The organism is Streptomyces sp. NPDC001858 (assembly GCF_053594615.1).
In genome coordinates this window covers 42,340-63,734 of the sequence record NZ_JBSFEV010000046.1, presented here as the reverse complement: position 1 = coordinate 63,734, position 21,395 = coordinate 42,340, and the positions used below count along the sequence as shown (strand labels likewise).

Below are 21,395 nucleotides of genomic sequence, written 5' to 3'. Positions count from 1 at the left end.
CCTGCCGTCGGAGATGATGAGCGGCGACGTGGAGATCTTCCGCGGCGAGCTCGCACAGCTCATGTACGAACGCACCCGCGGCGACGTCGAGTACGCGCCCGATCGGGCGACACCACCGGCACTCTGACGGGTGATCAGCCGACCAGATTGTCGGCGAGATCCTCGCTGAGGTTGGCCTCCGTGCCCGGGATGCCGAGGTCGGAGGCCCGCTTGTCGGCCATCGCCAGCAGTCGGCGGATACGGCCGGCGACCGCGTCCTTGGTCAGCGGCGGGTCGGCGAGCGCGCCGAGCTCCTCCAGGGAGGCCTGCTTGTGATCCATCCGCAGCCGGCCGGCCGCCGCGAGATGCTCGGGCACGTCGTCCGCCAGGATCTCCAGCGCGCGCTGGACCCGGGCGCCCGCGGCGACCGCGGCGCGCGCCGAGCGGCGCAGGTTGGCGTCGTCGAAGTTGGCGAGCCGGTTCGCCGTGGCCCGCACCTCGCGGCGCATCCGGCGCTCCTCCCAGGCCAGCACCGACTCGTGGGCGCCGAGCCGGGTGAGCAGCGCGCCGATCGCGTCGCCGTCGCGGACGACGACCCGGTCGACGCCGCGCACCTCCCGGGCCTTCGCCGCGATGGAGAGCCGGCGGGCCGCGCCGACCAGCGCGAGCGCCGCCTCCGGGCCCGGGCAGGTCACCTCCAGGGAGGAGGAGCGGCCGGGCTCGGTGAGCGAGCCGTGCGCCAGGAAGGCCCCGCGCCAGGCCGCCTCCGCGTCGCAGGTCGCGCCCGAGACCACCTGCGGGGGCAGGCCCCGGATCGGGCGGCCACGGCCGTCGACGAGTCCCGTCTGCCGGGCCAGCTGGTCACCGCCCGCGACGACCCGCACGACATAGCGCGAGCCGCGGCGCAGACCGCCCGGGGCCATCACGATCAGCTCCGAGCTGTGGCCGAAGATCTCCAGGATGTCCCGCTTGAGCCGGCGGGCCGCCATCGCCGTGTCCAGCTCCGCCTCGATCACAATGCGCCCGCTCACCAGGTGGAGGCCGCCGGCGAACCGCAGAATCGCGGAGACCTCCGCCTTTCTGCAGCAGGTCCGGGTGACGGGGAGCCGGGAGATCTCGTCCTTCACCGCTGCCGTCATCGCCATGGGCCGATCCTTCCATGCATCCGAAAAATACGGTCGTACGCGGCGGCCAACAACTCCGGGTCGTGCCTCGGGGTTCCGTCGGGCCGGGCCACCGGCGCCAGCTCGACCACGGCCCCGAACCGCTTGGCGGCGTCGGTCAGCGAGTCGCGGTCGGGCACGGCGGCCTCGTCGGCCAGCACCACGTCCAGGGCGAGTTTAGGGGCGTGTCGTCCCAAAACCTCCAAATGACGCTGCGGGGAGAAGCCGTCGGTTTCTCCCGGCTGCGGTGCGAGGTTCAAGGAGAGCACCAGGCGGGCCTTGGTCTCCATGAGCGCGTCGAGCAGACCGGGCACCAGCAGATGCGGCATGACCGAGGAGAACCAGGAGCCGGGCCCGAGCACCACCCAGTCCGCGTCCAGGACGGCGGCGACGGCCTCCGGGACGGCCGGCGGGTCGTTCGGCACCAGGTGCACGGACTGCACCTCGCCGGGCGTCAGCGCCACGGTCGCCTGTCCCCGGACGGTCTCGATGTCGTCCGGCCGCAGCGGATCGTGCCCCTTGACCAGCGCCTGGAGCTCCAGCGGCACCGCGGACATGGGCAGCACCCGGCCCTGTGCGCCGAGCAGCTTGCCGACCAGGTCCAGGGCCTGCACATGGTCGCCGAGCTGCTCCCACAGGGCGACGATCAGCAGATTGCCGACCGCGTGGCCGTTGATCTCGCCCTGCGACTGGAAACGGTGCTGGATGACCCGGGCCCAGGTCTGGCCCCAGTCGTCGTCGCCGCACAGCGCGGCGAGCGCCTTGCGCAGGTCGCCGGGCGGCAGCACGCCCAGTTCGTCCCGCAGGCGGCCGCTGGAGCCGCCGTCGTCCGCCACCGTGACGACGCCCGTGAGGTCGCCGGTGATCCGGCGCAGCGCCGTGAGCGAGGCGGACAGGCCCATGCCGCCGCCCAGGGCGACGACCTTGGGCTGGGTGCCGCGGCGGCGCGGTTTGCCGCCTCGGGCCTCGACCGGCCGGCCCGCGCGCCCCTCCAGGGCGACCCTGCGCAGCCGGCCGAGCCGTGGAGTACGTCCTGTCATTCCCGTCCCATGTCCCGGTGCACGACCACCGTCTCCACGCCCTCGGCCGCGAGGCGCGCGGCGAGCTTCTCCGACATGGCCACCGAGCGGTGCTTGCCGCCCGTGCAGCCGACCGCGATGGTCACATAGCGCTTGCCCTCCCGGCGGTAGCCCGCGGCGACCAGCTGGAGCAGCTCCGCGTACCGGTCGAGGAACTCCTTCGCGCCGGGCTGGTTGAGGACGTACGCCGAGACCTCCTCGTTGAGGCCGGTGTAGGGGCGCAGCTCCGGGACCCAGTGCGGGTTGGGCAGGAAGCGCATGTCCACGACCAGGTCGGCGTCGACCGGCAGGCCGTACTTGAAGCCGAAGGACATCACGGTGGCCCGCAGCTCGGGCTCCTCGTCGCCCGCGAACTGGGCGTCCATCTTGGCGCGCAGCTCGTGCACGTTGAGGCTGGAGGTGTCGATCACCAGGTCGGCGTCCCCGCGCAGCTCGCGCAGCAGCTCGCGTTCGGCGGCGATGCCGTCGACGATGCGGCCGTCGCCCTGGAGGGGGTGCGGGCGGCGCACGGACTCGAAGCGGCGCACCAGGGCGTCGTCGGAGGACTCCAGGAAGACGATCCGCCGGGTGACGCCCTTGGCCTCCAGGTCGGCGAGGGACTCACGGAGGTTGTCGAAGAAGCGCCGGCCGCGGACGTCGACGACCACCGCGATCCGCGCCACGTTGCCCTGGGAGCGGGCGCCGAGCTCGACCATGGTGGGGATCAGGGCGGGCGGGAGGTTGTCGACGACGAACCAGCCGAGGTCCTCCAGACACTTGGCTGCCGTCGAGCGACCGGCCCCGGACATGCCGGAGATGATCACCAGCTCGGGGATGGCCGCCTCGGGGATCCCGGGCGGTGTGACGTCCGTACTCACCTGTGCTCCGTCTTCGTGGCGTGCTTCTTGCCGGGGTCCTTCGGCGACCCCGGGGTCCGGGGGCGCCTGTTCTCTCTGGGCTGTGGGGTGTGCATCGTGCTCGGTCATGTCTCCTGCCCCAGTCGTTCTTCCGGGGCGCCCGCCGTCACGGGATCTCCGGGGGGACCCGCCGTCGTATCGGGTTCCTCGTCTTCAATGATCTCTCCGGTCGCCGTGTTCACGGCGGGAGCGGGCTGCGGCGCCTGCGCGAGGGCCACGGCGATGGTCTCGGCCGTCTTGCGGCCTATGCCCGGGACCTCGCAGATCTGGTCGATCGTCGCCGCCCGCAGCCTCTTCACCGAGCCGAAGTGCTTGATCAGCGCCTGTTTGCGGGTCTCGCCGAGGCCCGGCACCTCGTCCAGCGGACCCGCGCGGAAGCGCTTGGCCCGCTTGGTGCGCTGGTAGGTGATCGCGAAGCGGTGGGCCTCGTCGCGGACGCGCTGCAGCAGGTAGAGGCCCTCGCTGCTGCGGGGCAGGACGACCGGGTCGTCGTCGCCGGGCAGCCAGACCTCCTCCAGGCGCTTGGCGAGGCCGCACACGGCGACGTCGTCCACCCCCAGTTCGTCCAGCGCCCGCTGGGCGGCCGCGACCTGCGGCTGTCCGCCGTCGACGACGACGAGCTGGGGCGGGTAGGCGAACCGTTTGGGACGGCCGTCGTCCTCGGTGAGGGCGCCGGCGACGGCGGTTTCCATGGCGTCGACACCGGCTTCGGCAGCGGCTTCGGCAGCGGCTTCGGCGCCGACGGTGAGCGGGACGCCGTCGGTGAGCGGGGGCTCGCCGTCCGTGAGCGGGGGCTCGCCGTCGGGCCATTCCCCCGTCTTCCCCTTCTCGGCGATGTAGCGCCGGAAGCGGCGGGTGATCACCTCGTGCATGGAGCGGACGTCGTCCTGGCCCTCGAAGCCCTTGATCTGGAAGCGGCGGTACTCGCTCTTGCGCTGCAGACCGTCCTCGAAGACGACCATGGAGGCCACGACGTCGTCGCCCTGGAGGTGCGAGATGTCGTAGCACTCGATCCGCAGCGGGGCGCTGTCCAGGTCGAGGGCCTCGGCGATCTCCTCCAGGGCACGCGAGCGCGTGGTCAGGTCGGAGGCCCGCCTGGTCTTGTGCAGGACGAGCGACTGCTGCGCGTTGCGCGCGACGGTCTCCATCAGGGCCTTCTTGTCGCCCCGCTGCGGGATGCGCAGCGACACGTTGGACCCGCGGCGCTCGGTGAGCCACTCCTGGACGGGCAGCGCGGGCTCGGGCAGGGCGGGGACCAGCACCTCCTTGGGGACGGAGTCGCCCCGCTCCTCGCCGTACAGCTGCTGGAGGGCGTGCTCGACGAGGGCGCCGGTCGTGACGTCCTCGACCTTGTCGGTCACCCAGCCGCGCTGGCCGCGCACGCGCCCGCCGCGGACGTGGAAGATCTGGACGGCCGCCTCCAACTCGTCCTCGGCGACCGCGATCAGGTCGGCGTCGGTGGCGTCCGCGAGTACGACCGCGTTCTTCTCCATGGCCTTCTTCAGGGCCTCGATGTCGTCGCGCAGGCGGGCGGCCCGCTCGTACTCCATCTCCTCGGCCGCCTCCATCATCTGCTTCTCCAGACGGCGGAGGTAGGCGCCGGTGCGGCCGGTCATGAAGTCGCAGAACTCGTCGGCCAGTTCGCCGTGCTCCTCGGGGGTGATCCGGCCGACGCAGGGCGCGGAGCACTTGCCGATGTAGCCGAGCAGACAGGGCCGGCCGGTGCGGGCGGCGTTCTTGAAGACACCGGCGGAGCAGGTGCGCACGGGGAAGACGCGCAGCAGCAGGTCGACCGTGTCCCGGATCGCCCACGCGTGCGCGTACGGCCCGAAGTACCTGACGCCCTTCTTCTTGTGGCCGCGCATCACCTGCACACGCGGGAACTCCTCGTTCATCGTGACCGCGAGATAGGGGTAGCTCTTGTCGTCGCGGTACTTCACGTTGAACCGGGGGTCGTACTCCTTGATCCAGGAGTACTCCAGCTGCAGCGCCTCGACCTCCGTGGACACCACCGTCCACTCCACCGACGCGGCCGTGGTGACCATCGTGCGGGTGCGCGGGTGCAGGCCGGCCACGTCCTGGAAGTAGTTCGCCAGGCGCTGGCGCAGGCTCTTCGCCTTTCCGACGTAGATCACCCGGCGGTGCTCGTCGCGGAATCGGTACACCCCCGGGGAGTCCGGGATCTGTCCCGGCTTGGGGCGGTAGCTGGAGGGGTCGGCCATGTCTCACACCCTACTGGCGCGGAGTGACACTCCGGCGGGGCTGTGGACAACGGCGGGGCCGTCCGGCGGGGCTGTGGACGACCGGGCACGGGAGGGACGGGACCCGGGGGCAGCGACTCGGCCACACGCACGTGCCACTCGGGCATCAGGTGTTGTCGGGACTTGGTCAACACGCTTCAATGCGGGGGAACTCGGGGCCCTGAAGGGCGCCTTACGGATGTGAAGGAGCTGCTGCGTCACGGGCAAGACCCCGACCACCCGCGCGAACGGTCCGACCAACCGTCGTGAGCATTCACAGAAAGGCCCCTGCATGCCGCACGCCACACCGCACGCGGACGCCGCCGTCGACGCCGCCACCACCGCGGAACTGGACACGGCCCTGCGAGGCGGCCCCTTCCACGTGGCGCTGCGTGCCGCGATCGCCGCCCGTGGACTGCCGCTGCAGCGCGTCCAGCATCATCTGTCGCGCTACGGGGTCAAGGTGGGCGTGACGAGCCTGAGCTACTGGCAGCAGGGCGCCCGGCGTCCGCAGCGTCCCGAGTCGCTGCGGGCGGTGCGGGCGCTGGAGGAGATCCTGCACCTGCCGGACGAGTCCCTGATCCGGCTGCTCGCGGACGCGGACGCCGACGGCGGCAGCGGCGGGAACGGCGGCACGCCGGCCGGGCAGTCCGCGGGCCGCTCCTACCGATCGTTCCTGGAGGCCAGCGGCGCTCTCGAACAACTGCTCGGCGAACTGGAGTGCCCCGTCGACGGCGGACTGCACACCCTCGGCCACCACGAGCGGGTCCGCATCGGGGCGCGCCGTGAGCTCCTGGGCCGCGAGTCGCAGCACATCGTGCGCGCCCACCGCGACGGCGTCGACCGCTTCGTGGCCGTTCACCACGGCGACCCCGGGTGCGCACCGGAGCGGATGACGGTGCACGCCCTGGAGAACTGCCGGGCCGGTCGCGTCCGCCGCCATGACGACACCGGCGTGCTCGTGGCCGAGTTCCTCTTCGACACCCGCCTGCGGGCCGGCGACACCTTCCTCTTCCGGTACGGCGTGGAGGACGGGACCGCCGACGTGTGCCGCGAGTACGTCCGCGGCTTCGGTGCGGCGGGCGGCCAGTACGCCCTCCAGATCCGCTTCGACGAGCACGCCCTGCCGGCGCGCTGCCACCGGTTCACCCAGCACTCGGCGGCGGCCCCGCGCGGCGGCCGCCAGGAACTGCCGATCAGCGGCCGACACCGCTCGGTGCACCTCGTGGAGCCGCGGGTGCGGTCGGGGATGGTGGGCATCGGCTGGGACTGGGAGTGAGGGTCGCACGGCCGCTCGTGTGACGTTCGTGTGATCGCTCACGTGACGTTCGCGTGATCACTCGCGTACCCGTTCGGCTGACGTAAACGCTTGCGTAAGCGTTTACGTACGGCGCGGAATGCGATAGCTTCCCGCCGGAAGGACAGGCACGGGCGACGGGCGCGGGCCACAGGCACGGCTACGGGCACGGGCGACGGCACAGGCCGGGACTGCGGGCCCCAGGAAGGCGAGGCGACGAGATGCCGACCATGGCCGACGTCGCTCGGCACGCGGGAGTGTCCGTGGCGACCGTCTCCCACGTGCTGAACGACACCCGCCCGGTGCTCCCCCACACCCGCCAGGCCGTCCTCGACGCCGTCGACGAGCTCGGCTACACGCCCAACACCCTGGCCCGCTCGCTGGTGACCTCCCGCACCCGCTCCATCGGGCTCGCGGTGTCGGCGATCAGCAATCCCTACTTCACGGAGATCCTCCAGGGCGTCGAGGCCGCCGCCCTGGAGCAGGGGTACAGCCTCCTGATCGCCGATCCGCACGACGAGCCCGAGCACGAACGCAAGGTCGTCCAGCTCCTGCACGAGCGGCGCGTCGACGGCCTGATCGTCGCACCGTCCGCGGACCCGCGCGGCCTGCTGGCCTACCTCACCCGCCATGCCGTGCCGACCGTGCTCCTCGACCGGGTCGTCGACGCGGCGGCGGACGGCGCTCCCCGCTTCGACCAGGTCTGCGCCGAGAACGCCGCACCGACGGCCCGGCTGGTCACCCACCTCGCCGAACGGGGCCACCGCCGTATCGCGCTGGTCGCCGGCCTGCCCGGCCTGAGCACCACCGGCGAACGGATCTCCGGCTACCGGCACGGCCTCGCCGCCGCCGGCCTCCCCTTCGACGAGCGCCTCCTGGCACACGGGGACTCCGCGTCGGCCGGCGCCGAACGAGCCACCGCGGAGCTGCTCTCCCGGGCCGCGCCGCCCACCGCCCTCGTCACCGCCAACAACGCGATGACCATCGGCGCGCTGCGCGCCCTGCGCGACCGCGGCCTGCGTGTGCCCGAGGACATCGCGCTGTGCTGTTTCGACGACTTCGCCTGGGCGGACGTGTTCTCCCCGCGGCTCACCGCGATCGCCCAGCCCAGCCGGGACCTCGGCGCCCTGGCCGTCCGGGTGCTCCTCGAACGCCTCGCCGCGCCCGACCGCCCGGCCCTGACCGTGCGGCTCCCCTGCACGTTCGTCCACCGCCTGTCGTGCGGCTGTCCGGACGGCACAAACACCGTCGGCTCGCCTAGCTCCCACGACTCCCATGACTCCGATAGCTCCGATAGCTCCGATAGCTCCGATAGCTCCGATAGCTCCGATAGCTCCGAGGAAGGATCCGCCCTGTGATCGTCGTTGCCGGTGAGGCCCTGATCGACCTGGTCCCGCAGGGCACGAGTGCCCTCGCGGTGCTGCAGCCGGCCCTCGGCGGCGGCCCGTACAACACGGCGGTCGCGCTCGGCCGCCTCGGCTCCCCCACGGCCTTCTGCTCGCGCACCTCCCTGGACGCCTTCGGCGAGGCGCTGCTCACCAGGCTGCGGGAATCGGGCGTGGACGTGTCCGCCGTGCAGCGCGGCGCCGAGCCGACCACCCTCGCGGTCGCCACCGTCGACGGCGACGGTTCGGCCGCGTACTCCTTCTACGTCGACGGCACCGCCGACCGGCTGTTCACGGCCCCGGCCACGCTGCCCGCCGGGACGCGCGCGGTGTCCTTCGGTACCTGCTCACTCGTCCTGGAGCCGGGTGCGAGCGCGTACGAGGAGCTGATGCGGGCCTCCGCCGCGCAGGGCCTGTTCACCGCGCTCGACCCGAACATCCGGCCCGGGCTGATCCCGGACGCCGACGCGTACCGGGCCCGCTTCAAGAGCTGGCTGCCCTCGGTGTCCCTGCTCAAGCTCTCCGAGGAGGACGCCAGGTGGCTGGGCGGCACCCCGCAGGAGTGGCTGTCCGCCGGGCCCTCGGCCGTGGTGGTCACGCACGGCGGCGCCGGACTGAGCGTCTTCACCCGCGACGGCTCGATCCACCCCGTGCCCGGCGACGAGGTCGAGGTCGTGGACACCATCGGCGCCGGGGACACGGTGAACGCGGCGCTGCTGCACGGCCTCGCGCTGCGCGACGCCCTGTCCCCCACCGCCGTCGAGTCCCTCGGCGCCGACGACTGGACGCGGTTGCTGCGGTTCGCCGCGCGCGCGGCGGCGATCACGTGTTCCCGGGCCGGTGCGGAACCGCCGTACGCCTCCGAGGTGGGCGAGCCGTAGGAAGAACGGACGGCGCCCCGCGGGGAGTTCCCGCGGGACGCCGTCCTTTCGCGTGCTTCCGCGCGCCTTCGCGCGTGGTGTCAGGCCTTGGCCGCCCGCGTCGACTTCGTCGCCTTCTTCGCGGGCGTCGCCTTCGTCGTCGCCCCGGCGGCCTTCTTCGTCGCCGTGCTGTTCGCGGCGGCGGACTTGGCCGCGGTGGTCTTGGCGGTCGCCGTCTTGGCAGTGGCCGTCTTGGCGGTCGCCGTCTTGCGGGCCGTCGCAGTCCTTGCCGCGACCGTCTTCTTCGCCGCCGCCTTGCGCGGGGCCTTCACCGCGGTCGCGTCGCTGATGCGCTCGGCGCCGAGGACCTCCCGGAGGAACTTGCCGGTGTGGCTGGTCGACACCGCGGCCACCTCCTCCGGCGTGCCCTCGGCGACGACTAGGCCGCCGCCGGCGCCGCCCTCGGGGCCCATGTCCACGACCCAGTCGGCGGTCTTGATCACGTCGAGGTTGTGCTCGATGACGATGACCGTGTTGCCCTTGTCGACCAGGCCGGCGAGGACCGTCAGGAGCTTGCTGATGTCCTCGAAGTGCAGGCCCGTCGTCGGCTCGTCCAGGACGTAGACCGTGCGGCCGGTGGAGCGGCGCTGCAGCTCGCTGGCGAGCTTGACGCGCTGGGCCTCACCGCCGGACAGGGTGGTCGCGGACTGGCCGAGCCGGACGTAGCCGAGGCCGACGTCCTTCAGGGTGTTGAGGTGGCGGGCGATCGAGGGGACGGCCTCGAAGAACTCCGTCGCCTCCTCGATCGGCATGTTCAGGACGTCGGCGATGGACTTGCCCTTGTAGTGGACCTCCAGGGTCTCCCGGTTGTACCGGGCGCCGTGGCAGACCTCGCACGGGACGTAGACGTCCGGGAGGAAGTTCATCTCGATCTTGATCGTGCCGTCGCCCGCGCAGTTCTCGCAGCGGCCGCCCTTGACGTTGAAGGAGAAGCGGCCGGGCAGATAGCCGCGGACCTTCGCCTCGGTCGTCTCCGCGAACAGCTTGCGGACGTGGTCGAAGACGCCGGTGTACGTGGCCGGGTTGGAGCGCGGGGTGCGGCCGATGGGCGACTGGTCGACGTGCACGACCTTGTCGACGAGGTCGTCGCCGTCCACGCGTGTGTGGCGCCCGGGAACGTTCCGGGCGCCGTTCAGCTCGCGGGCCAGGTGTGTGTACAGGATGTCGTTGACCAGCGTCGACTTGCCGGAGCCGGACACCCCGGTGACCGCCGTGAACACGCCCAGCGGGAAGGACACGTCGATGTCCTGAAGGTTGTTCTCGCGGGCGCCGTGCACGGTGAGCCGGCGGGACGGGTCCTGCGGGCGGCGGATCTCGGGCAGCGGGATCGCCTTCTTGCCGGACAGGTACTGCCCGGTCTGCGACTCGGCGTTGTCGAGCAGCTCCTTGTAGGAACCGCTGTGCACGACCTTGCCGCCGTGCTCGCCGGCGCCGGGGCCGATGTCCACGATCCAGTCGGCGACCTTGATGGTGTCCTCGTCGTGCTCGACGACGATGAGCGTGTTGCCCATGTCCCGCAGCCGGACGAGGGTCTCGATCAGCCGGTGGTTGTCGCGCTGGTGCAGACCGATGGACGGCTCGTCGAGCACGTACAGGACGCCGACGAGACCGGAGCCGATCTGGGTGGCCAGGCGGATGCGCTGGGCCTCGCCGCCGGAGAGCGTGCCGGCCGCGCGGTTGAGCGAGAGGTAGTCCAGGCCGACGTCGACCAGGAACCGCAGCCGCTCGTTGACCTCCTTCAGGACCCGCTCGGCGATCTTCTTGTCGCGGGCGTTGAGCTTCAGCTCGCCCAGGAAGTCCGCGCAGTCGCTGATGGACATGCCGGAGACCTCGGCGATGGACTTGCCCATGACCGTGACCGCGAGGACGAGCGGCTTCAGGCGCGTGCCCTGACAGGTGGGGCAGGGCACCTCGCGCATATAGCCCTCGAAGCGCTCACGGCTGGCGTCGCTCTCGGACTCGCTGTGCCGGCGCTTCACGAACGGGACGGCGCCCTCGAAGGGCGTCGTGTAGACGCGCTCGCGGCCGTACCGGTTGCGGTAGCGGACCTCGATCTGCGTCTTGTGGCCGTACAGCAGGGCCTTCCTGGCCCGCTGCGGCAGGCCCGCGAAGGGGATGTCGGTGCGGAAGCCGAGCGCGTCGGCCAGGGCGCCGATCAGCCGGCCGAAGTAGTCCTTGGTGTGCCCGTGCGACCAGGGGTGGATGGCGCCCTCGTCGAGGGACTTGTCCTCGTCCGGGACGATCAGCTCGGGGTCGACCTCCATGCGCGTGCCGATGCCGGTGCACTCGGGGCAGGCGCCGAAGGGCGAGTTGAAGGAGAACGAGCGGGGCTCGAGCTCCTCGAAGGACAGGTCGTCGTACGGGCAGTACAGGTGCTCCGAGTACATCCGCTCGCGCTCGGGGTCGTCCTCGGGGAGGTCGACGAAGTCGAGCACGACCATCCCGCCGGACAGCCCGAGGGCGGTCTCCACCGAGTCGGTGAGCCGGCGCTTGGCGGACTCCTTCACCGTGAGGCGGTCGATGACCACCTCGATGGTGTGCTTCTCCTGCTTCTTCAGGGTGGGCGGGGTGGAGAGCTGGATCGTCTCGCCGTCCACCCGCGCGCGGCTGTAGCCCTTGGTCTGGAGATCGGCGAACAGGTCGACGAACTCGCCCTTGCGCTCGCGCACCAGCGGCGACAGGACCTGGAAGCGGCTGCCCTCCGGCAGCTCCAGCACCTTGTCGACGATGGCCTGGGGCGACTGGCGCGAGATCGGCCGGGCGCATTCGGGGCAGTGCGGCTTGCCGATGCGCGCGAAGAGCAGCCGCAGGTAGTCGTAGACCTCGGTGATGGTGCCGACCGTGGAGCGCGGGTTGCGCGAGGTCGACTTCTGGTCGATGGAGACGGCCGGGGAGAGGCCCTCGATGAAGTCGACGTCCGGCTTGTCCATCTGGCCGAGGAACTGGCGGGCGTAGGAGGACAGGGACTCGACGTAGCGCCGCTGTCCCTCGGCGAAGATGGTGTCGAAGGCCAGCGAGGACTTGCCCGACCCCGACAGGCCCGTGAAGACGATGAGCGAGTCGCGTGGCAGATCGAGCGAGACATTCTTGAGGTTGTGCTCGCGCGCGCCACGGACGATGAGACGGTCGGCCACGCCGGTCCGCACCTTTCTTGAGAGAAGTGACAGGGGCGGGGCCCCCGTCTTCCTCAGACTAGGGGGAGCCACTGACAACGCCGGTCGGGAGTCACCGGTTCACAACAATCCCCGGCCTTCCAGCATGCCCGACGCCGCCACCGACCATATAGCACGTGCATTCGATTTGCGGGCCTGGGCGACCACCTTCACCCGAAGGGGTGGCGGGGCTAGGGTCAGCAGCATGATTGATCACGCTCATGACCTGGAGTCTGTACGTGCCGCGACCGAGCGACTGCTCACCGAAGTCGGCGCACTGGACAACGCGTCTGTGGCCGAGCCGTCACGACTGCCCGGCTGGAGCCGTGGCCATGTGCTCGCCCACCTCGCCCGCAACGCGGACGCCCTCGTGAACGTCCTCGAAGGCCGCCCCATGTACGCCGACGCACACGTGCGTGACGCCGACATCGAGCGGGACGCCCCGCGCCCCCTGGACGTCCAGCTCGCCGACGTGCGGGAGAGCGGGGTCCGCCTCCAGGAGGCGGCAGCGGCGCCCGCGGACCGGTCGCGCACGGTGCAGCTGCGCAACGGGGTGGTCGACACGGCGGCCCGCGTGCCCTTCCGCCGGTGGGTGGAGGTCGAGCTGCACCACGTGGACCTCGGCATCGGCTACGAGCTGGAGGACCTGCCGGAGGAATTCGTCGTCCGGGAGATCGACTTCCTCGCGGAACGCTTCGCCGGACACAAGGACGTGCCGTCCACGGGCCTGCGGAGCGACGACGGCAGGACCTGGACCACGGGCGGCGGCGCTCCCGGCGGCCCCGTCGGCGTCAGGGGCCCGGCCCCGGACCTCCTGGGCTGGCTGGCCGGACGCCGGGACGGCTCGGGCCTGACGGCGGACGGCGGGCCGCTCCCGGCCCTTCCCCCGCTATAGGCTGCCGCCATGACGTACAGCGGAGAGGTGACGGTCGGCGGCCCGGCCGACGTGCACGAGCTCAAGGACCTCATGATCACCAAGATCGCGGTCGGCCCGATGAACAACAACGCCTATCTGCTGCGCTGTCGGGCCACGGACGAGCAGTTGCTGATCGACGCGGCCAACGACGCGGAGGCCCTGCTCGGCATGATCGGTGACGACGGCATCGCGTCCGTCGTCACCACGCATCAGCACGGCGACCACTGGCAGGCGCTCGCCGAGGTGGTGGCCGGCACGCGCGCGCGTACCTACGCCGGCCGCGAGGACGCCGAGGGCATCCCGGTGCCCACCGACGTCCCGTTGGACGACGGCGACGTCATCCGGGTGGGGAACGTGAGCCTGACCGCACGCCACCTGGTCGGGCACACGCCCGGCTCGATCGCCCTGGTCTACGACGACCCGCACGGCCACCCGCACGTCTTCACCGGCGACTGCCTCTTCCCCGGGGGCGTGGGCAACACCCGTAAGGACCCGGAGGCGTTCGCCAGCCTGATCCACGACGTCGAGACGAAGATCTTCGGCCCGCTGCCGGACGAGACCTGGGTCTATCCGGGGCACGGCAACGACACCACGCTGGGCGCGGAGCGGCCGCACCTTCCGGAGTGGCACGCGCGCGGGTGGTGAGCTGAGTCATCCGCACAGGGGCGCGCGTTACCGAACGCGCGCCCCGTGTGAATCACGCGCACGCGCCGACCCGCCGCACGCGCTCCCCCGTATGCGTGGTTGCGCGGTCAACTGGTGGCAGCCCCGCGCGGGATGACGGCTCCGGCGCGGATCGGGCCGCCGGTCTACGATCCCCGCCCTCGGCCGGCGGCCCAGGCTTCCAGCGCCTGCCGGGCGACCTGTTCACGAGACTGCAACACCCGTTCCCACCATGCGAACAGCTGATGGTGTGACCTCGACAAGCAGGGATTTGGCTGCCACTCTCCGGCCATGCCTCTCGCCCCTCGTGTTCTGCGCCGCGCCGTGGCCGGCGCCACCGTAGCCCTCCTCACGACCGCCGTCGGCTGCGCTCCGCAGCCGGAGGACAAGGCGGCCACCAAGCCTTCCGGTTCGAGCACGAGCACCTGTGCCCAGGGCAAGCTGGCCACCGAGACCTCCGGCAAGCTGACCGTCGCCACCGACGAGCCCGCGTACGAGCCCTGGTTCAAGGACGACGAGCCGGCCAACGGCGAGGGCTTCGAGTCCGCGGTGGCGTACGCCGTCGCGGAGCGGCTCGGCTACGACAAGAGCGCGGTGGTCTGGCAGAGCGTGCCGTTCAACAAGGCGTTCGCGCCGGGTGTGAAGACCTTCGACTTCGACATCAACCAGGTGTCGATCAGCGACGAGCGCAAGAAGGCCGTCGACTTCTCGTCCGGCTACTACGACGTGCGTCAGGCCGTCGTCGCCCTCAAGGGCACCAAGGCCGCGAGCGCGACGACCGTCGCCGGCCTCAAGGGCCTCAAGCTGGGCGCCCAGGTCGGCACGACCAGCCTCGACTACATCGACGACGTGGTGCGGCCGTCCCGCCAGGCCGCCGTCTACGCCAAGAACGACCAGGCCAAGTCCGCGCTGAAGAACGGCCAGGTCGACGCCATCGTCGTCGATCTGCCGACCGCCTTCTACATCACCGGCGCGGAGGTGACGAACGCCGAGATCGTCGGCCAGTTCGAGAACCAGGGCGCCGCGCCGGAGCAGTTCGGGCTGGTGCTCGACAAGGGCAGTGCGCTCACGTCCTGCGTGACCGCCGCCGTGGACGCCCTCCGCGAGGACGGCAGCCTGGCGAAAATGGAGCAGCAGTGGCTCGCCGACGCCGTCGACGCCCCGGTGCTCAAGTGACGCTCACCAAGGACGAGTCCGGCCGGGAGGGCGCGGACGACGAGGGCGCCATGTCCGGGGGCGCTGACGGCCCCGACGGCGGCACCGGTGACGGCTCCGGTGGCAGCCCCGGTGACGGGTACGCCCCGTCGCGGCGGCGGCTGGAGCGTGAGCGCTACCGACGCGCGCGTGCCCGCCGCGCCACGGCGATCGCGGCCCTCTCGACCCTGGTCACGGGTGTCGCCCTCTACTTCGTCGTCGTGGGCGCGCCCGGCTGGCCGCGTACCAAGGAGACCTTCTTCAACGGGCAGTACGCGCGCGAGGCGCTGCCCAAGGTCCTCGACGGGCTGTGGCTGAACGTCCGGCTGCTGCTGGTCTGCGGCGCCGCGGTGCTGGTGCTCGGCATGCTCATCGCCGTGGCCCGCACGCTGCGCGGCCCGGTGTTCTTCCCGCTGCGGGTACTGGCGGCGGCGTACACGGACTTCTTCCGCGGTCTGCCGCTGATCATCAACCTGATGATCGTGGTCCTGGGCGTCCCGGCGCTGCGGCTGCAGGGCGTGACCGTGGACCCCGTGCTGCTGGGCGGTACGGCGCTGACGCTGACGTACTCGGCGTACGTCGCCGAGGTGTTCCGGGCCGGCATCGAGTCCGTGCACCCCTCGCAGCGCGCCGCGGCCCGCTCGCTGGGCCTGTCCAACCGGCAGGCGCTGCGGTACGTCGTGCTTCCGCAGGCGGTGCGCCGGCAGGTGCCGCCGCTGCTGAACGACCTGGTGTCGCTGCAGAAGGACACGGGGCTCGTCTCGATCGGTGGCGCGGTCGACGCGGTGCGCGCGGCGGACATCATCGTGGGCCGGAGCCTGAACTACACGCCGTACATCGTCGCGGGGCTGGTCTTCGTGGCCCTGACCATCCCGATGACCCGCTTCACGGACTGGGTGACGGCCCGGATGGACCGGCAGCGGGCGCAAGGAGGAACGACATGAGCGACGCTCCGGTGCTGCGGATGGAGTCCGTCCGCAAGGCCTTCGGCGACTCCGTCGTCCTGCGGGACGTGGACCTGGAGGTCGCCCCGCACACGGTGACCGCGCTGATCGGGGCGTCCGGCTCCGGCAAGTCCACGCTGCTGCGCTGCGCCAACCTGCTGGAGGACGTCGGCGACGGCGCGATCTGGCTGGACGGCGAGGAGATCACCGACCCGCGCGTCGACCAGGACGCGGTACGGCGCCGGATCGGCGTGGTCTTCCAGGCGTACAACCTGTTCCCGCACATGACGGTGCTGGAGAACATCACGCTCGCCCCGCGCCGTGTGCACGGCGTCGCCCGCGCGCGGGCCGAGGAGTACGCCGGGGAGCTCCTGGAGCGGCTCGGTCTGGCCGGCAAGGCGGGCGAGTATCCCGACCGGCTCAGCGGCGGCCAGCAGCAGCGGGTCGCGATCGTGCGCGCCCTGGCCGTGCGTCCCCGGCTGCTGCTGCTCGACGAGATCACGGCGGCGCTGGACCCGGAGCTGGTGGGCGAGGTCCTCGACGTCGTCCGCGACCTCAAGGGCGACGGCATGACGATGGTGCTGGCCACCCACGAGATGGGCTTCGCGCGCGAAGTGGCCGACCAGGTCTGCTTCCTGGACGGCGGGGTCGTGCTGGAACGCGGCACCGCCGAGCAGGTCTTCGCCGACCCGCAGCAGGAGCGCACGCGACAGTTCCTGCGGCGGATCGTCGAAGCCGGCCGCCTATAAGGCGATGCGAGTAGGGCGCGGCGAGGCTCCTATAGGGGCCGCGGTAGGGGGCGTGCGCCTGGAGGCCGGTCGTTACGCGTCGGTCTTCCCGGCGCCCGCGAGTGCGGCGACGCGCTCCACGCCGAACACATATCCCTGCACCCCGCAGCCGGCGATGACGCCGTCGGCGCGCAGCGAGACGTACGAGTGGTGACGGAAGGCCTCCCGCCGGTGGATGTTGGAGATGTGGACCTCCAGCACCGGCAGTCCGTCGCAGGTGTTGAGGGCGTCCAGGATCGCGACCGAGGTGTGCGAGTAGGCCCCTGGGTTGATCACGATGCCGCAGTGGTGCAGCCGCGCCTCGTGGATCCAGTCGACCAGTTCGCCCTCGTGGTTGGACTGGCGGAAGTCCACCGTGCCGCCGTGCGCGGCCGCGGCCTTGACGCACAACGCCTCGACGTCGGCGAGCGTCTCGGAACCGTAGATCTCCGGCTGACGCTGGCCCAGGAGGTTCAGGTTGGGGCCGTTCAGGATCATGATCGGCGCGTTGGCCAGGGTGCGGGGCACGGTTCCTCCGGTCCGTTCGGGAGCGATCCGTCGGGGACCGCCGCTCGGACCGGTTTATCACGGTGAAACCGCAGCGCAGCAGGCCGTACCCTCCCGGCATGACGACGCCCTCGTATCCCCCCAAGCCCTCGCCCGGCGACCGTGTAGCCGTCGTCTCGCCCTCCGCGGGCCTGCCGCAGCTCTTTCCGCGCCCCTTCGAACTGGGCCTGGAGCGGCTGCGTGCGGAGTTCGGCCTGGAGCCGGTCGAGTACCCGACGACGCGCAGCATGGGGGCTACGCCGCAGGAGCGCGCCGACGACATCCACGCCGCGTTCGCGGACCCGGACGTCAGGGCGGTCGTCGCGTCGATCGGCGGCGAGGACCAGATCACCGTCCTGCCGCTGCTGGACCGGGAGTTGCTGCGGGCGAACCCGAAGCCGTTCTTCGGGACGAGCGACAACACCAACCTGCTGGCGTTCCTGTACAACGCCGGTGTCGTCGGCTACCACGGCGGGAGCGTGATGTGCGAGTTCGGACGGCCCGGGGCCCTGCACCCGCGGACCGCCGACTCGCTGCGGGCCGCGCTGTTCACCCCGGGCCCCTACGAGCTGCGGCCCGCCGAGCGCTGGAACGACGTCGACCGCGACTGGGCCGACCCGGCCACCTTCGAGGCGGAGCCGGGAAGCCGGCCGGGCGCGGGTTGGAGCTGGGTCAACGCCGATCGCGTGGTGGAGGGCCGCAGTTGGGGCGGCAACCTGGAGATCCTGTCCTGGCTGCTGATGGCCGACCGCGAGATCGCGCGCGACCCGTCGGCGTACGAAGGCGGCGTGCTGTTCCTGGAGACCTCGGAGGAGCTGCCGAGCGCCACGGAGGTCTTCCGGATCCTGCGCAACATGGGCGAGCGCGGCCTGCTGCGGCGCTTCCCGGCGCTGCTGATGGGCCGCGCCAAGACATGGTCCTTCGAGCATCCCAACAGCCCGCAGGAGGGCGCTCGTTATGCCGCCGAGCAGCGCGAGGCGGTGGAGCGGGCGCTGAAGGCGTACGCCCCGGACACCCTGGTCGTCTTCGACGTGGACTTCGGGCACACCGACCCGCAACTCGTCATCCCCTATGGGGGCACGGTCCGTGTCGACTGTCCCGCGCGGCGCGTCACCGTCGTCTACTGAGGCCCCCGGAGGCGGGCCGCGCTCCCGCGCGCCCCCGTAACCCGTGGTCACCGTGGGTAGTTGACGCGGCATGCATGACGTACACACCGTGAAGACGCCCTCCATGCCGCGGCTCGCGGCCGCCTCGCTCGCCGGGACCGCCATCGAGTTCTACGACTTCTTCGTCTACGGGACGGCGGCCGCGCTGGTCCTGGGTCCGCTGTTCTTCCCGACGTTCTCGCCGCTCGCGGGGACGCTGGCCGCGTTCGCGACGTTCGGCGTGGGGTTCGTGGCACGGCCGCTGGGGTCGGTGCTGTTCGGTCATGTCGGGGACCGGCACGGACGCCGGCCGGTGCTCGTCGTCTCCCTGCTGCTGACCGGCGCGTCGACGGTCGCGGTCGGCTGCGTGCCGACGTACGACACGATCGGGGTGGCCGCTCCTCTGCTGCTGCTCGTCCTGCGCTTTCTGCAGGGGCTGGGGCTCGGCGGGGAGTGGGGCGGCGCGGTGCTGCTGACCGCCGAGCACGCGCCCGCCGAGCGGCGCGCCCTGTGGTCGAGCTTCCCGCAGGTCGGGCCCGCGGTGGGCTTCGTGCTCGCCAACGGGGTCGTGCTGGCCCTGTCGGCGACGCTGACGGAGGCGCAGTTCACGCAGTGGGGCTGGCGGGTGCCGTTCTGGGCGGCCGGGGCGCTGGCGGTGCTCGGGCTGTGGCTCAGGTCGTCGTTGCCCGAGAGCCCTCGGTTCCTGGAGATCGACGACCACGCGCGCGTGCCGCTCGTCGAGGTCGTGCGCGACCACTGGCGGCTCGTTCTGCTGACCGCCGGCGCGCTGTCCGTCGGGTACGCGATCTTCTATGCCGTGACGACCTGGTCGCTGGCGTACGCGACGGAGCGGCTCGGGGTGAGCCGTACGGTCATGCTGGCCTGCATCCTGGCCGCGGTGGTGGTGAAGGGGGCGCTGACGCCCGCGATGGCGTTGCTCGGCGACCGCTACGGCCGCCGGCCGCTGTGCCTGGCCGGATGCGCGGCCGCCGCGCTGTGGATGTTCCCGATGGTCGCGCTGCTCTCGACCGGCGAGCCGCTGCCGATGTTCCTCGGCATCCTGGGGGCGCTGATCGCGTTCGTCACGATGTTCTCGGTGATCGCGGCGTATCTGCCGGAGCTGTACGCGCCGCGCGTCCGCTGCACCGGTGCGGCGGTCGGCTACAACCTCGGCGGCGTCCTCGGGGGCGCGCTCACACCGATCGTGGCGACGGCCCTCGCGGAGCACTCGGGACGGGTCCCATGGGGCGTGGGCGCGTATCTGACGGCGGTCGCACTGCTCAGCCTGGGCTGCTTCGCACTGCTGCCGGAGACCCGGCCGGTGCCGAGGGAGGTGACGGAATCGGTGTCAGGCGAGGTGGCAGGACCGGTGCCGGGCCAGGCGGCGGGGCCGGGACCGGCCGCGGGGCCTGGGCAGGTGGCGGCGAGCGAGTCGGCTGCCGGGGACTGCGCGTAAACGCTTGCGCAAGCGCCTACGCAAAGGCTTGCGCAAGCGTTTACGCAAACGACTGCGCAAGCGTTTACGCGCCGCTACGGGTTGATCGCCAGTTCCAGGTACGCGGCGAACACCACGAGATGGACGCCGCCCTGCAACGGCGTGGCCCGTCCCGGGACCACGGTCAGCGAGCTGACCACGATGGTCAGCGCGAGCAGCACCAGATGGGTGGGGCCGAGGCCGAGGATGAGCGGCCCGGAGAGCCAGACGGAGGCCAGGGCGACCGCGGGGATCGTCAGGCCGATGCTGGCCATCGCGGAGCCGAGCGCGAGGTTGAGGCTGGTCTGCACCCGGTCGCGGCGGGCGGAGCGCAGCGCGGCGATGGTCTCGGGGAGCAGCACGAGCAGCGCGATGATCACTCCGACGACCGCTTGGTGGAGACCGGCGGCCTCGACCGCGGACTCGATGGTGGGCGAGACGCCCTTGGCGAGGCCGACGACGCCGATCAGGGCCAGGCCGAGCAGTCCGAGGCTGATCAGGGCGGTCCGGGCGCTCGGGACGCCCGCGTGGTCGTCGACGCTGATGACGTCTCCCTGCCGGGTGACGGGCAGGAAGTAGTCGCGGTGCCGGACGGTCTGGGTCGCCACGAACAGGCCGTACAGGATCAGCGAGGACAGTGCGGCGAAGGTGAGCTGGACGCTGGAGAACTCCGGGCCCGGCTTACTGGTGGTGAAGGTCGGCAGGACGAGGCTGAGCGTGGCCAGGGTCGCGACGGTCGCCAGGGCGGCGCCGGTGCCCTCCGGGTTGAAGATCGCCGTGCCGTGGCGCAGGGAGGCGACCAGGAGGCACAGGCCGACGATGCCGTTGCAGGTGATCATCACGGCCGCGAAGACCGTGTCCCTGGCCAGCGTCGCACTCTTGTCGCCGCCGTCCGCCATCAGCGTGACGATCAGGGCGACCTCGATGATCGTCACGGCGACCGCGAGGACGAGGGAGCCGAAGGGTTCGCCGACCCGGTGGGCGACGACCTCCGCATGATGCACGGCGGCCAGGACGGCTCCGGCGAGGACCAGGGTGACCAGTGCGACGACCGCGCCGGCCAGGTCGCGCCCCCAGGTCAGGGCCAGCAGGACGACCGCGAGCGCCGGCACGAGGGACGTCCACCGGGTCGTGACCGGCCTGAGCCGAGCGATCATGCAGCGATCGTCGCAGAGCCGTACGGGCTTCGCATTCCGGCCCGTACGGCCCCTGTGGCTGCTACAGCCCCTGCGGCGACCGTCGTTGCGTGAACTCGGCTATCACCTGGATTCGGCCATCACCTGGGTTCGGCCGTCACCGGAACTCGGTCGTGTCCTCGACGTCGCAGTCGGTGAAGGACGGGGGCCTGGTGCACAGTGCGGCCATCCGCTCCGCGAACTTGTCCGTCTCCGGGTCGTCGCTGTTGCGCATGGCCTCGTCGTAGGAGTCGAACTCGATCACCACGAGGTAGCGGTCGGGACGGCTGCGGTCCTTGAGGACGAGCCGTCGGGTCGGGCCGTCGGCCCGGCCGGTGAGGCGTTGCTCCCCTTCCTCGGCCAGCGCCCGCATCTCGTCGATGCTGTCGGTCTCGAACTCGACGATCTGCACGAACCGCTGCGATGTGCTCATGGTGCCTCCACCCGTATCCGGCGTCTT

General features: G+C 71.6%; 18 protein-coding genes. 10 read left to right on the top strand and 8 right to left on the bottom strand.

What is annotated here, in order from left to right; translation table 11 throughout:
* Positions 1-134 precede the first annotated feature (134 nt).
* Genes whiA through uvrC form a run of 4 tightly spaced genes read right to left on the bottom strand, consistent with a single transcriptional unit; the run spans position 135 to position 5,339 of the window.
* Positions 135-1,124 (bottom strand): DNA-binding protein WhiA, encoded by a 990-nt coding sequence (gene whiA / locus ACWCPF_RS39470; protein WP_451049963.1) that lies wholly within the window; start codon positions 1,122-1,124, stop codon positions 135-137.
* Positions 1,115-2,182: a gluconeogenesis factor YvcK family protein gene (locus ACWCPF_RS39465; RefSeq protein ID WP_451049962.1), complete on the bottom strand. Its 1,068-nt coding sequence runs from the start codon at positions 2,180-2,182 to the stop codon at positions 1,115-1,117. Before ACWCPF_RS39465 ends, whiA begins: the two co-directional genes overlap by 10 nt.
* A complete protein-coding gene (gene rapZ / locus ACWCPF_RS39460; protein ID WP_451049961.1) occupies positions 2,179-3,186 on the bottom strand; it encodes an RNase adapter RapZ in 1,008 nt (335 codons plus the stop codon). Before rapZ ends, ACWCPF_RS39465 begins: the two co-directional genes overlap by 4 nt.
* Entirely contained in the window at positions 3,183-5,339 is a 2,157-nt protein-coding gene (uvrC, locus tag ACWCPF_RS39455; RefSeq protein WP_451049960.1) for an excinuclease ABC subunit UvrC, read from the bottom strand. Before uvrC ends, rapZ begins: the two co-directional genes overlap by 4 nt.
* A gap of 310 nt (positions 5,340-5,649) precedes the next feature.
* Between uvrC and ACWCPF_RS39450 the strand changes: the two genes are divergently transcribed.
* The 3 genes from ACWCPF_RS39450 (at position 5,650) to ACWCPF_RS39440 (ending at position 8,920) form a co-directional block, all read left to right on the top strand.
* Positions 5,650-6,636 carry a hypothetical protein gene (locus ACWCPF_RS39450; protein ID WP_451049959.1) on the top strand — a complete coding sequence of 329 codons (987 nt, stop codon included), beginning with the start codon at positions 5,650-5,652 and terminating at the stop codon, positions 6,634-6,636.
* Between the two features lie 239 nt (positions 6,637-6,875).
* Positions 6,876-8,012: a LacI family DNA-binding transcriptional regulator gene (locus ACWCPF_RS39445; protein WP_451049958.1), complete on the top strand. Its 1,137-nt coding sequence runs from the start codon at positions 6,876-6,878 to the stop codon at positions 8,010-8,012.
* A complete protein-coding gene (locus tag ACWCPF_RS39440) occupies positions 8,009-8,920 on the top strand; it encodes a carbohydrate kinase family protein (protein WP_451049957.1) in 912 nt (303 codons plus the stop codon). The genes ACWCPF_RS39445 and ACWCPF_RS39440 overlap by 4 nt, the downstream gene beginning before the upstream one ends.
* An 80-nt stretch (positions 8,921-9,000) precedes the next feature.
* Here the strand turns inward: ACWCPF_RS39440 and uvrA are convergent, their stop codons facing one another.
* A complete protein-coding gene (gene uvrA, locus ACWCPF_RS39435) occupies positions 9,001-12,093 on the bottom strand; it encodes an excinuclease ABC subunit UvrA (protein WP_451049956.1) in 3,093 nt (1,030 codons plus the stop codon).
* A 223-nt stretch (positions 12,094-12,316) separates the two neighbouring features.
* Here uvrA and ACWCPF_RS39430 point away from each other — a divergent pair, with 223 nt between their 5' ends.
* From ACWCPF_RS39430 to ACWCPF_RS39410, 5 genes are all read left to right on the top strand, one after another.
* On the top strand, positions 12,317-13,006 hold the full coding sequence (locus ACWCPF_RS39430; RefSeq protein ID WP_451049955.1) for a maleylpyruvate isomerase family mycothiol-dependent enzyme: 690 nt from the start codon (positions 12,317-12,319) through the stop codon (positions 13,004-13,006).
* A 9-nt stretch (positions 13,007-13,015) separates the two neighbouring features.
* Entirely contained in the window at positions 13,016-13,672 is a 657-nt protein-coding gene (locus ACWCPF_RS39425; RefSeq protein ID WP_451049954.1) for an MBL fold metallo-hydrolase, read from the top strand.
* A gap of 309 nt (positions 13,673-13,981) precedes the next feature.
* The gene (locus ACWCPF_RS39420; RefSeq protein ID WP_451049953.1) at positions 13,982-14,866 is read left to right on the top strand and encodes an ABC transporter substrate-binding protein; all 885 of its coding nucleotides are present in this window, start codon (positions 13,982-13,984) and stop codon (positions 14,864-14,866) included.
* On the top strand, positions 14,863-15,828 hold the full coding sequence (locus ACWCPF_RS39415) for an amino acid ABC transporter permease (RefSeq protein WP_451049952.1): 966 nt from the start codon (positions 14,863-14,865) through the stop codon (positions 15,826-15,828). The genes ACWCPF_RS39420 and ACWCPF_RS39415 overlap by 4 nt, the downstream gene beginning before the upstream one ends.
* Positions 15,825-16,577: an amino acid ABC transporter ATP-binding protein gene (locus ACWCPF_RS39410; protein ID WP_451049951.1), complete on the top strand. Its 753-nt coding sequence runs from the start codon at positions 15,825-15,827 to the stop codon at positions 16,575-16,577. Before ACWCPF_RS39415 ends, ACWCPF_RS39410 begins: the two co-directional genes overlap by 4 nt.
* 72 nt (positions 16,578-16,649) lie before the next feature.
* On the opposite strand, the gene aroQ is transcribed toward ACWCPF_RS39410, so the two are convergent.
* Positions 16,650-17,123 carry a type II 3-dehydroquinate dehydratase gene (gene aroQ, locus ACWCPF_RS39405; protein ID WP_451049950.1) on the bottom strand — a complete coding sequence of 158 codons (474 nt, stop codon included), beginning with the start codon at positions 17,121-17,123 and terminating at the stop codon, positions 16,650-16,652.
* 98 nt (positions 17,124-17,221) lie between these two features.
* On the opposite strand from aroQ, the gene ACWCPF_RS39400 reads away from it, so the two are divergent.
* Together ACWCPF_RS39400 and ACWCPF_RS39395 are read left to right on the top strand one after the other, a co-directional pair.
* Positions 17,222-18,268 carry a S66 family peptidase gene (locus tag ACWCPF_RS39400; protein ID WP_451049949.1) on the top strand — a complete coding sequence of 349 codons (1,047 nt, stop codon included), beginning with the start codon at positions 17,222-17,224 and terminating at the stop codon, positions 18,266-18,268.
* Between the two features lie 103 nt (positions 18,269-18,371).
* Positions 18,372-19,742, top strand: coding sequence for an MFS transporter (locus ACWCPF_RS39395; protein WP_451049969.1), 1,371 nt, complete (start codon positions 18,372-18,374; stop codon positions 19,740-19,742).
* Between the two features lie 74 nt (positions 19,743-19,816).
* On the opposite strand, the gene ACWCPF_RS39390 is transcribed toward ACWCPF_RS39395, so the two are convergent.
* Positions 19,817-20,917 carry a calcium:proton antiporter gene (locus ACWCPF_RS39390; protein WP_451049948.1) on the bottom strand — a complete coding sequence of 367 codons (1,101 nt, stop codon included), beginning with the start codon at positions 20,915-20,917 and terminating at the stop codon, positions 19,817-19,819.
* Positions 20,918-21,053: 136 nt separating this feature from the next.
* On the bottom strand, positions 21,054-21,368 hold the full coding sequence (locus tag ACWCPF_RS39385; RefSeq protein ID WP_451049947.1) for a hypothetical protein: 315 nt from the start codon (positions 21,366-21,368) through the stop codon (positions 21,054-21,056).
* Positions 21,369-21,395: the final 27 nt, after the last annotated feature.